The sequence below is a fragment of the Chitinophaga sp. Hz27 genome (assembly GCF_042263525.1).
Taxonomy (GTDB): Bacteria; Bacteroidota; Bacteroidia; order Chitinophagales; family Chitinophagaceae; genus Chitinophaga.
In genome coordinates, this window is the sequence record NZ_JBHKFJ010000003.1 from 573,648 (window position 1) to 585,678 (window position 12,031).

The window sequence follows — 12,031 nt, forward strand, 5'->3', positions numbered from 1 at the left end:
TGAGTAATCAGGCCTTAGCCTCTTTCACAATGGATACGCTGGCACTTGCACCAATCCTGGTGGCGCCGGCTTCTACCAGTTCCTTTGCAAAAGCGAAGGTACGTATACCGCCGGAAGCTTTGATCTGGATTTCAGCAGGCAGATTTGCTCTCATCAGCTTCACCGCATGTAAGGTAGCACCTTTTTCAGCATAACCGGTGGAGGTTTTAACAAAATCCACGCCGTACTTTGCATACAGCTGGCAGCATTTCACGATTTCCTCATCTGTCAGTATCCCACTCTCAATAATTACCTTGATCACTTTTTTCTTTTCCCGGATAATATACATCAGGTTAGCGATCTCTTTTTCCAGGTATTCCCAGTCATTATTTTTTATTGCGGAGATATTGATCACCACATCCAGTTCATCTGCTTCGTCTACAATCGCCAATACTGTTTCTGCTACTTTTGCTTCAATAGCAGAATAACCAAAAGGAAAGCCAATAACAGTAGCTACTTTGGTGTTGGTATTAGCCAAAAACTGTTTAGCGATTTTTACGTACAGCGGTGGTACACAAGCAGCAGCGAAGTCATATTCTACGCATTCCATGCACAGGTTCTTGATATCTTCCAGTGTGGTCGTAGGTTTCAATACAGTATGATCTATATAGCGGTTAATTTCCATCAGATAATATTATTGGGCGAAATTAAACAATCTTTTTCTTTTCCTCCTGTAAAGGAGGTCTGCTTCAACTATCTTTTAAGGTCATTATAAGCCACCAGCAATAAAAAAGGGCCGGCTTTGATGGCCGGCCCCTGGTTATTTAGCGGTTGTTACCTGATTATAGGTCACGACCATGACATTGTTTGAATTTCTTACCGCTTCCGCAAGGGCAAGGGTCATTACGACCTACTTTAGGACCTACGCGAACCGGCTCATGTTTTTCTTCTTCTACTTCTTGTGCATACTCAGGTGCTCCGTCCTGATAGCTGCTTTGAGCAGACATATCTTCGTGCGTAGCGCGCATTTTGCTCATGTCAGTTTTTTCTTCCTGACGCGGAGCTTCTGGCATTGGCTGGCCTTCATTATCCATGAAGATCATCGCTTTTGTCAGGAAGGCAACGATATCGCGGCTGGTTTCACCATCCATTTCTTTGAAGAGGTTGAAGGCTTCAAATTTATAGATCAACAATGGATCTTTCTGTTCGTAAACTGCACTTTGTACAGATTGTTTCAGATCGTCCATAGCACGCAGGTGCTCTTTCCATGCATCATCGATGAGGTGCAGGGTAATAGTACGCTCCAGGGTATTCATTACTTCATGACCATGAGTCTCTGCTGTTTTGTGCAGGTCAGGATAGATCTCCATACGTCTGCGGCCATCGGTGAATGGAATACCGATAGAACCGTATTGGTTTGGATGATCCGCCATGATACGTTGTGAAATACCTTCGAAGTGCTCAGCAATAGCTGTTACTTTACGGTTATAGTTAGATTTACCCTCGTTATACAGTTTAGTTGCCAGCGCGTTGATGTCTGTACGGGCCAGTTCTTCTTTAGTGATTTCAGTATCAATAGAGAAGTTCATGATAGCATCCATTTTGAAAGCTTCGTAGTCGCCGCTTTCTCTGTGGGTATTTACCAGATTTTCTGCAACGTCATAGAACGCGTTGTCGATATCGATCGCCAGACGTTCGCCAAACAATGCGTGGTTACGTTTACTGTAGATAACCGTACGTTGTTTGTTCATTACGTCATCGTATTCGAGCAAACGTTTACGGATACCGAAGTTATTTTCTTCTACTTTTTTCTGTGCTCTTTCGATAGAACGGGTAATCATGCTGTGCTGAATTACCTCGCCCTCTTTGTAACCCATACGGTCCATCAGTCCTGCGATACGATCGGAACCGAACATACGCATCAGGTCATCTTCCAGGGAAACGAAGAACTGAGAAGAACCCGGATCTCCCTGACGACCAGCACGACCACGCAGCTGCCTGTCTACACGACGGCTTTCGTGTCTTTCTGTACCGATGATAGCCAGACCACCAGCTTCTTTCACGCCAGGTCCGAGTTTGATATCCGTACCACGACCCGCCATGTTGGTAGCAATAGTCACCGCGCCAGCCAAACCTGCTTCAGCAACAACTTGTGCTTCACGGGCGTGCTGTTTCGCGTTCAATACGTTGTGTGGCACTTTATCGAAGGTGAGCATTTTACTCAGCAATTCAGAAACCTCTACAGAGGTAGTACCTACCAGTACCGGACGACCTGCAGCCTGCAGTTTCTTCACTTCTTCAATAACTGCTTTGTATTTATCTCTTTTGGTTTTATAAACCAAATCTTCCGCATCATTACGGGAGATAGGCAAGTTGGTTGGAATAGTAATTACATCCAGCTTGTAGATTTCCCAGAACTCGCCTGCTTCTGTAGAAGCAGTACCGGTCATACCGCCGAGTTTATGATACATACGGAAGTAGTTCTGCAAGGTAATAGTAGCAAAGGTTTGTGTAGCAGCTTCTACTTTCACATTTTCCTTTGCTTCGATTGCCTGGTGCAGACCATCGGAGTAACGACGACCATCGAGGATACGACCTGTTTGTTCGTCTACGATTTTTACTTTACCATCCATTACCACATACTCCACATCTTTTTCGAAGAGGGTATATGCTTTCAGCAATTGCTGTATAGAGTGGATACGATCAGATTTAGCGGCAAATTCTTGCAGCAGGGTATCTTTACGTTGAAGTTTTTCTTCAGAAGGAACATCCAGTTTTTCGATTTCTGCCAGTTCCGAACCAACATCAGGGAGGATGAAGAAGTGTTCATCTTCGCCGGAGCCGGTGATTTCAGCGATACCTTTATCAGTCAGGTCTACGCTGTTATTTTTTTCTTCGATAGTGAAGTACAGGCCAGCGTCTACTTTAGGCATTTCGCGCTGTTGATCTGCGAGGTAGTAGTTTTCTGCTTTCTGCAGTAATACTTTCATACCTGGTTCGCTAAGGAACTTGATCAGGGCACTGTTTTTAGGTAAACCTCTCCAGGCGCGCATCAATGCAAGACCACCAGTTTTAGGATCATCTTTACCTTCTGCGATCAGCTTTTTAGCTTCCAGCAGATATTTATTCACTTCTCTTCTCTGTAATTCATACAGGCTGGAAATACGTGGTTGCAGTACATGGAATTCCTGTTCTTCACCGCGGTATACCGGACCAGAAATGATGAGTGGCGTACGGGCATCATCGATTAATACGCTATCCACCTCATCGACCATTGCGAAGTGATGTTTGCGTTGTACCATTTCCTCAGGGCTATGCACCATGTTATCACGGAGATAGTCGAAACCAAACTCGTTGTTAGTACCATAGGTGATATCAGCGAGGTATGCCTGACGACGTGCAGCGGTGTTCGGTTGGTGAACATCGATACAGTCAACAGTGATGCCGAGGAATTCGAAGAGAGGGCCATTCCACTCAGAGTCACGCAGTGCGAGGTAGTTGTTCACCGTTACGATGTGTACACCTTGTCCAGCGAGTGCATTGAGGTAGGCAGGGAGCGTAGATACCAATGTTTTACCCTCACCTGTAGCCATTTCGGAGATTTTACCCTGGTGCAGTACGATACCACCGATGAGCTGTACATCGTAGTGGATCATATTCCAGGTTACCTGGTTACCAGCGGCAGTCCAGGAGTTTTTCCAGATAGCTTTGTCACCTTCAATGGTAACATAGTCTTTAGTAACAGCCAGCTGACGGTCTAACGCAGTTGCATTAGAAGTAATAGCGTCATTGGTAGCCAGGCGGCGAGCTGTTTCTTTGACAACTGCAAAAGCTTCCGGCAACAACTCTTTCAGTATTACTTCCAGTTGTTTGTCGCGGTCTTTTTTCAGTACGTCTATTTCTTGATAAATAGCATCTTTTATGGTAACATCCTCTGAATTGTCCGCAGTTTCCTGTTTTTCTGTTATTTCCTGATCAATAACAGAAAGGTGTTCCTTGATACGGGCGCGGAAATCCTGGGTTTTATGACGCAGGTCGTCAATAGGCAGGGATTGCAGTTTCTCATACTCCTCATTGATCTGCTTCACTATTGGAGAGATAGACTTGATATCTCTGTCAGACTTATTCCCTCCAAACAGCTTTGTTAAAAAACCTAACATATAGAATGTTTAATTACGAATTACGATTTAAATTTTATGTGTAACCTTCCTATCGTGCTGAGTTGGAAATAAATTCCATCTGCAGTTTACATCTCTTCAGAACCAGCGCCCTTTGGTGGGTTGCAGGTTATGTTAGTTGGACAGACAGGGATTGATGTTACTCAAATATTATGCTTGGAAGGCGCCGGCTGACAACGTGTCAGTCTAAATAGCTGCTTTTCAAGGCCTGTAAAATTAGTAATAAATTTGGGGAATTCCGGGATGAATTAACGGCATAATACGTAAGAAATGATTTTTAACAAAATACAATTTACATTCAGGCCAAATTGACTGGTTTTCCTATATCTGCTGCAAAGTGACCACTGCAAGGCTGTCAAAATGCCGATTTCACTGCAATTAGAAGGAAGTCAGTTTATATTTTTATCTTACGATGGCGGACATAAATTGTATCCCCCCTGTACTCATATGAAATATCACCAAGAACAGCAGACAATAATTCAAGGACATCCTCCAGTTTTTCCTCACGTACATTGAAGCTACTAGTTAATTTGATTGGTTTTGGATTTACATATATAATCGACCTCCTATAATAGCGGGATAATTCCCTGAAAACAGTTGTTATCGCTGCATCCTGGAATATCAACCTGCCTGTTTTCCAGGCACTGATATTAGGATCTGCTTTTCTTTTTCCGATGGTGTCAACACCAGGATCCAGCAGGCCTTCCCAGCCAGCATCCAGCACCATACCCTGATTCCCTGCTCCCTGGAGTAGCACTTTCCCTGAAACCACCGTCACCACTACGTTTGCTTTAGAAACCCTCATATTAAAAGAAGTGCCTAGCACCCGTACAGTCGCATTGCCGCTATGAACAATAAACGCTTGTGTAGGGTTGCCAGCCACTTCAAAAAATGCCTCGCCCGTATCTAGCGTCATTTCCCGGGTGGCAGACGCTCCAAAAGCAATAGGATACCGAATAACAGCATACCGATTCAGATAAACTTTAGAATGGTCGGGAAGGAGAACGGAATCAATATTTTCTTGCGTCGCTTTAGTAACCCATTGTGCCGACTGATACTGGCGTTTTGCTGGCCAAAATCCAATGGCTACCATTATCATGACCAAACAGGCCGCTGCAGTGAGATACAACCACCTTAGGCGGAAAAAAGGCATAGTATACCCATGCAACTGCGCCAGTCGATCGCTGAAACGTTTTGTAGCCCCGGTAACGTCAATCCCATCCCAGGCAACAGCGGTACCTGAAAGCTCCCAAAGTGTGGTCAACTCCTGCCATATGCGGGAATTTTCAGACGCTTGCTGTAACCAGCTTGTCAACGCTTGCTGTAATTCATTATCAGCTGGCGACTGTAGGCAACGCAGCAGAAATTCGTAATCAATATTGCTTTCTCTTTTTTCCACGAACGAGCATTATATACCTGAGACAAATCAGCTAACACGATCCCCCAAAAACGTTGAAATTTTTTTTGAGCAAACCCATTACATTCAGATATATTATTATATACCAACCAGCAGTAAAATGAGGTTTCTGGCGGCAGGAGACCATGTTGCAGCAGCTGCTCCCAGCAAATCTTCGCGCAATTGCTTTAAGGCAATCGTCATCTGATTTTCCACCGTTTTGACCGAAATACCTAGTTTTTCAGCTATTTCCATATTTTTCAAAGAGGTATATCTACTCAGTTTAAATATCTCCTGACACTTATGAGGCAACCGTTCAATGGCATAGTAAATACGTTCCCGGAGCTCTTGCTCTTCCATAAAAGTGCAGAGATAACTTTCATCCATTAGCTTCGCGATGTTATCAAGATGGGTTTTATGAGAAGATTCTTTTTTGAGATGATTGATAGCCCGGTTAACAACAGCTTTGTACAGATAGCTTTTCAAGGCAGCAGGATGTTCCAGTTGAATCTCTTTCTCCCATATTAACAAAAACACGTCCTGGACAATCTCTTCTGCTTGTTCTTTTCCTACCATATTGGCGGCAGCAACAAATAATTGTGGATATAACAATTGATAGACATTGGTGAATACTGACTTATCACGGTTTTTTAAGCCGATTAAAGTCTGGTCGGTAAAATAGCTGGCATTCATTAGGGATAGTAATTTAATTCCGTAGATATAGTATGGTCACGTTCTGACCTGGGGTCAGGTAAATTTTTTCTTAAAAAATCCATTCATCCATAAAAACCCAAAAAAGTGTGAATACTTTTTATAAATTTAGTCGTTTTATTACAAGTTTATAAAATTCACAAAACTCCACGTTTATGGCAAAGGCGATTCAGCCATCTAAATTATTTGTAGCCAGTTGTATGGCATTACTGGTAACCTCCCTGTCCTTTGGCATCCGTGCCGGTATTTTGGGTCAGCTGGGTACACAATTCGATCTTAGCGCTTCACAGCTGGGGATCATTGCCAGTACAGCATTTTGGGGATTCCCACTGGCAGTTGTTATTGGGGGTTTTGTGGTAGATATCATTGGTATGAAACGCCTGTTGCTGGCTGCTTTTATCCTGCACCTTGCCGGTATTCTGCTGACTATATTTGCCACTGGGTTTTCTTCCCTCTTTATCTCTACACTGTTTATCGGGATGGCTAATGGTACCGTGGAAGCAGCCTGTAATCCGCTGGTAGCTACTATTTTCCCTGACAACAAAACAACGAAACTGAACCACTTTCACCTATGGTTCCCTGGAGGCATCGTAGTAGGTGCATTGCTGGTATTCTTTATGAGCAAAATAGGCCTTGGCTGGCAGATACAGGTGGGTTCTATGATCCTTCCTACGCTGCTCTACGGCTACCTTTTCCTGAAACTGGACCTTCCGGTTACAGAGCGTGTTGCTTCTGGTATCTCTACAAAGGAAATGTATATGGCGATCTTAAAACCGCTGTTTGTTGTGATCTTTTTCCTGATGTTCGGTACTGCAATCACAGAACTCTTTACTGGTCAGTGGATTGAAATCCTGCTCAAAAACGTAACTGAAAATTCTATTCTCATCCTGGCCATGACGGCTGGTGTGCAAACCTTGGGCAGAGCCTTTGCCGGCCCGGTGGTGCATCGTATGTCGCCAACAGGTGTATTGCTGATATCTGCTATATTATCTGCCCTCGGCCTTTACCTGCTGGCGCATGTTAGCGGTAACATGGTATTTGCTGCTGCATTTATCTTCGGTATGGGTGTAACCTATTTCTGGCCTTGTATGATCGGCTTCGTATCTGAAAACATCCCTGAATCAGGTGCATTGGGAATGAACCTGGTGGGTGGTGCAGGCATGTTTGCAGTATCTATCTATACCATCTTTATGGGTGGTGTTTATGACAGCATCATTTCCCGTCAGCTGCCTGCTGGAGCGTCTTTAGATAGTTATCGCACCGCAGCCGCAGGCACGCCGGAAGCAGCAGAATTTGCGAAAGCCCAAGGTATTGCCGGTCCTGAAATTCTGAATACCACACTGGTTATTCCAGTATTTCTGATCCTGGCATTTACCGGACTTTATTTCTATATGCGTAATCGCAAAAAACCTGAAATCGCAGTAGCAGCAAAAGCTGTAGCATAAATTATAAAAACAAAAAGCTGATTTGAATATATGACACGCAAGCTCAGAATGGGAATGATTGGAGGCGGAAAAGATGCCTTCATCGGTGCGATCCACCGTATCGCCGCCAATATGGACGGTCTTATAGAACTCGTTGCAGGCGCTCTCAGTGTTAACCCTGAGATAGCGGTGGATTCAGGCAAAATGCTTTTCCTGGACCCGGAACGCACCTACACCGATTTCAAAACAATGCTGGAAAAAGAAGCTGCCATGCCGGCAGATAAAAGATTGGATTTCGTAACGATCGTTACGCCAAACTTTGCACACTTTGAACCTGCTATGATGGCGCTGGACAAAGGTTTCAACGTAGTAATCGAAAAGCCTATCACCATTTCACTGGATGAAGCAAAACAACTGAAAGCGAAAGTAGAAGCTACCGGTCTTTCTTTACTACTCACCCACACCTATACTGGCTACCCTATGGTAAAGCAGGCGCGCCAAATGGTGAAAAACGGCGACCTCGGAAAAATCCGCAAAGTATGGGTAGAATATCCACAAGGCTGGTTGTCTAAACTTAGCGAAAGAGAAGGCAACGCACAGGCGGCATGGAGAACAGACCCTAAACGTTCAGGTAAAGCTGGCGCTATGGGAGATATTGGTACACATGCCTTTAACCTCGCTGAATATATTACTGGTGCAAAACTGGAAAAACTTTGCGCAGACCTGAACATCGTTGTTCCTGGCCGTGCATTGGATGATGATGGCGGTGTATTACTGCGCTTCGATAATGGCGCTTCTGGTGTACTCATGGCATCACAGGTAGCTGCAGGTGAAGAGAATGCACTGAAGATCCGCGTGTATGGCGAAAAAGGCGGCCTGGAATGGGCGCAACATGAGCCTAATACCCTGCTGGTAAAATGGCTGGATAAACCTACAGAAATCTATCGTGCAGGAAACGGATATAGCTTCCAATCTTCCTACATGACACATAATACCCGCACGCCGGGCGGCCACCCAGAAGGCTACCTGGAAGCATTCGGTAACCTGTACCGCAATTTCGCACAAACATTATCTGCCAAAATCGACGGCACTCAACCATCTGCTGAATCACTGGATTTTCCTGGTGTAGAAGAAGGTATCCGTGGTATGGCGTTTATTGATAATGTAGTGAAATCTTCACAGAGCGAAGTTAAATGGACTAACTTCGAAATTTAATCACAGGTTAAACGGAAAGGTATTATGAGAACAATAAAAGGACCTGGTATTTTTCTTGCCCAGTTTATGGGCGATGCTGCCCCTTTCAACAGTCTGAAAAGCATCTGTGAATGGGCTGCGTCTATTGGTTTCAAAGGGGTACAGATCCCAAGCTGGGATGGACGCCTGATCGATCTGCAGAAAGCTGCTGAAAGCAAAACTTATGCAGATGAAATCAAAGGTATCGTGAATGAAGCCGGACTGGAAATTACAGAACTGAGTACTCATCTGCAAGGACAGCTTGTAGCAGTAAATCCTGCTTTCTCTGAGATGTTCGACCAGTTTGCTCCAGCACAATATCATCATAACATCAACGCACGTACGGAGTGGGCAGTAAATCAGCTGAAATTTGCTGCTAAGGCCAGTCGTAACTTCGGACTAGATGCACATGCCACCTTTAGTGGCGCACTGCTCTGGGCACCAGCCATGTATCCTTGGCCACAACGTCCATCAGGACTGGTAGAAGCTGGCTTTGCCGAATTGGCAAAACGCTGGATGCCTATCCTTAACGAATTCGAAGAATATGGTGTAGATGTATGCTACGAGATCCATCCTGGAGAAGACCTGCATGATGGCGCTAGCTACGAGCGTTTCCTGGAAGCCACCGGCAACCATAAACGCGCCTGCCTGCTATATGATCCAAGTCACCTCATATTGCAATGCCTCAATTACCTGGAATATATCGATATTTATCACGAAAGAATTAAAGCTTTCCACGTAAAAGACGCGGAATTCAATCCTACCGGCCGCTCCGGCGTATACGGCGGATATCAGTCTTGGATAGATCGTCCGGGAAGATTCCGTTCGCTCGGTGATGGACAGGTAGATTTCAAATCTGTTTTCAGCAAATTAACACAGTACGACTATGCCGGCTGGGCTGTAATGGAATGGGAATGCTGCATGAAACATCCGGAAGATGGCGCAAAAGAAGGCGCTCCTTTCATCAAAGATCATATCATCCGCGTAACCGAAAAAGCTTTCGATGATTTTGCCGGCGCCGCCACAGACGAGGCTTTCAACAAGAGAATATTGGGAATCTGATAATATAAAGCAAACTAAAAATCAATTAACAGAAAATGAAAAAGAGATATCTGGCTCCGTTTGTTATGAGTGCTTTATTCTTCGCAGCATGCGGAGGTGGCAACTCTGCTGAGAAACAGGCGGGCAGCGAAACGGAACATGCAGCAGACAACTCTATGGTATCACCTAATGCAGATAAGCCAATGACCAAAGGTCAGGAGCTGATGGCACAGTCAGATTGCAAAACCTGTCATAAGGAAGAAATCAAAGTAGTTGGACCTTCATTTAAAGATATCGCCGGTAAATATCCAAGCAACGATGAGAATGTGGATAAACTGGCAGATAAAATCATCAAAGGTGGCTCTGGTAACTGGGGAGAAGTAGCGATGCTGCCACACACCAATATCTCCAAAGATGACGCTAAGGAAATGGTGAAATATATCCTGTCGCTCAAATAACCTGATTTTTCATCATAACAAAATGCCAGCATGAAAAAAGTAATTATGGCTGCTGCACTCGCAGCACTCGTTTGCACATCAGCTTTTGCCCAACAACCTAATACCCTTACTGCTAAAGAGAAAAAAGCAGGTTGGAAACTGTTGTTCGATGGTAAAACAACAACCGGATGGCATACTTACCAAAAAGATGCTGCCAGTCCTGCATGGAAAGTGGAAGATGGGGCCCTCGTACTCGACCAGAACGCCAAAAAGAATGGCGCTCCTGGCGGCGACCTGGTGACCAATGAGGAATATGAAAACTATGCACTGAGCATCCAATGGAAAATATCCGAAGGCGGCAACAGCGGGATCATATTCGGCGTTCACGAATCCCCTGAGTACAAAAACACCTACGAAACAGGTCCTGAAATGCAGGTATTGGACGATGATAAACACCCTGATGGAAAAATCATCAAGCACAATGCTGGCGATCTGTATGATCTCGTAAAATCTTCCAGCAAGGCCGTAAAGCCTGTAGGACAGTGGAACACCGCTGAGATTATCAAAAAAGATGGTCATCTGACCCTCAAACTGAATGGTGTAACCACCGTTCAAACTACCGTCGGTACTCCTGAATGGGATGCCCTCGTTGCTAACAGTAAATTCAAAACCTGGAAAGGATTCGGCAAATATCAAAAAGGCCATATCGCTTTACAGGATCATGGCAACGAAGTAGCTTATCGCGATATTAAAATCCGCGCACTCTAAGCTGTTTCTTGTCTTTTATATCGAGGCATCAAGCATAAAGCCAGCTACACATACTCTATTGTCTAAGCAGCTTTATGCTTAATGCCTCTTTTATTTTCCAGGATCTAACAACCACGTCTATACGATGAAAAAAGTGACCACGTTCCTCGCCTTTTTATTACTGGTGACAGCCATTTCTGTCAGTGCAAAACATAAATACCGCGTACTCGTATTTTCTAAAACAAAAGGGTTCCGGCATGATTGTATTCCCGTTGCTAAAGCGGCCATCATGAAACTGGGACAGCAAAACAATTTCGCAGTAGATACTACAGAAGATGCAGCTGTTTTCACCTACGACAACCTGAAAAAATATGATGCGGTTATTTTCAGCAGTACCACCGGTGATGTTCTCGACAGCGCCCAACAAGAAGCCTTCATCAAATATATCCACAAAGGAGGCGGCTATATGGGAATACACGCTGCCACTGATACCGAGTACGATTGGCCATGGTACGGCAAACTGGCTGGCGCATACTTCACCAGCCATCCTAAACAACAGATTGCCACACTCCACGTAGTCGATAAATCCAATATCGCTACCAAACATCTCCCTGATAACTGGACTCGAAAAGACGAATGGTACAATTTTAAAGATATCAACCCTGATATCCATGTACTCATTAAAATAGATGAATCTACCTATGAAGGTGGAAAAAATGGTGATAATCATCCCATGGCATGGTACCACGACTTCGAAGGTGGCCGCGCTTTCTATACTGAATTAGGCCATACTAAAGAGTCGTACGACGATCCTGCCTACCTCCAGCACCTGCTCGGTGGCATCCAGTATGCAGCCAATATCAAGTCAAAATAATTGTTAACTAA

At 44.5% G+C, this 12,031-nt stretch carries 10 protein-coding genes; 6 read left to right on the forward strand and 4 right to left on the reverse strand.

Features of this window, described 5'->3' with window-relative positions:
• Positions 1–7: 7 nt before the first annotated feature.
• From deoC to ACE38W_RS09195, 4 genes are all read right to left on the reverse strand, one after another.
• Positions 8–664 carry a deoxyribose-phosphate aldolase gene (gene deoC / locus ACE38W_RS09180; protein ID WP_375830257.1) on the reverse strand — a complete coding sequence of 219 codons (657 nt, stop codon included), beginning with the start codon at positions 662–664 and terminating at the stop codon, positions 8–10.
• A gap of 157 nt (positions 665–821) precedes the next feature.
• Positions 822–4,139: a preprotein translocase subunit SecA gene (secA, locus tag ACE38W_RS09185; protein WP_375830259.1), complete on the reverse strand. Its 3,318-nt coding sequence runs from the start codon at positions 4,137–4,139 to the stop codon at positions 822–824.
• Between the two features lie 412 nt (positions 4,140–4,551).
• Positions 4,552–5,556, reverse strand: a complete 1,005-nt coding sequence (locus ACE38W_RS09190) for a FecR family protein (RefSeq protein WP_375830261.1) — start codon at positions 5,554–5,556, stop codon at positions 4,552–4,554.
• Between the two features lie 96 nt (positions 5,557–5,652).
• Complete coding sequence (locus tag ACE38W_RS09195; protein ID WP_375830263.1) at positions 5,653–6,246, reverse strand: RNA polymerase sigma-70 factor; 594 nt, start codon at positions 6,244–6,246, stop codon at positions 5,653–5,655.
• A gap of 173 nt (positions 6,247–6,419) precedes the next feature.
• On the opposite strand from ACE38W_RS09195, the gene ACE38W_RS09200 reads away from it, so the two are divergent.
• The 6 genes from ACE38W_RS09200 (at position 6,420) to ACE38W_RS09225 (ending at position 12,020) form a co-directional block, all read left to right on the forward strand.
• Positions 6,420–7,709 carry a sugar MFS transporter gene (locus ACE38W_RS09200; RefSeq protein ID WP_375830265.1) on the forward strand — a complete coding sequence of 430 codons (1,290 nt, stop codon included), beginning with the start codon at positions 6,420–6,422 and terminating at the stop codon, positions 7,707–7,709.
• A 30-nt stretch (positions 7,710–7,739) separates the two neighbouring features.
• The gene (locus ACE38W_RS09205; protein ID WP_375830268.1) at positions 7,740–8,903 is read left to right on the forward strand and encodes a Gfo/Idh/MocA family protein; all 1,164 of its coding nucleotides are present in this window, start codon (positions 7,740–7,742) and stop codon (positions 8,901–8,903) included.
• Positions 8,904–8,927: 24 nt separating this feature from the next.
• Entirely contained in the window at positions 8,928–9,983 is a 1,056-nt protein-coding gene (locus ACE38W_RS09210) for a sugar phosphate isomerase/epimerase family protein (protein ID WP_375830269.1), read from the forward strand.
• Positions 9,984–10,018: 35 nt separating this feature from the next.
• The gene (locus tag ACE38W_RS09215; protein ID WP_375830270.1) at positions 10,019–10,420 is read left to right on the forward strand and encodes a c-type cytochrome; all 402 of its coding nucleotides are present in this window, start codon (positions 10,019–10,021) and stop codon (positions 10,418–10,420) included.
• A 30-nt stretch (positions 10,421–10,450) separates the two neighbouring features.
• On the forward strand, positions 10,451–11,167 hold the full coding sequence (locus ACE38W_RS09220; protein ID WP_375830272.1) for a DUF1080 domain-containing protein: 717 nt from the start codon (positions 10,451–10,453) through the stop codon (positions 11,165–11,167).
• Between the two features lie 124 nt (positions 11,168–11,291).
• A complete protein-coding gene (locus ACE38W_RS09225) occupies positions 11,292–12,020 on the forward strand; it encodes a ThuA domain-containing protein (RefSeq protein WP_375830273.1) in 729 nt (242 codons plus the stop codon).
• Positions 12,021–12,031 lie beyond the last annotated feature (11 nt).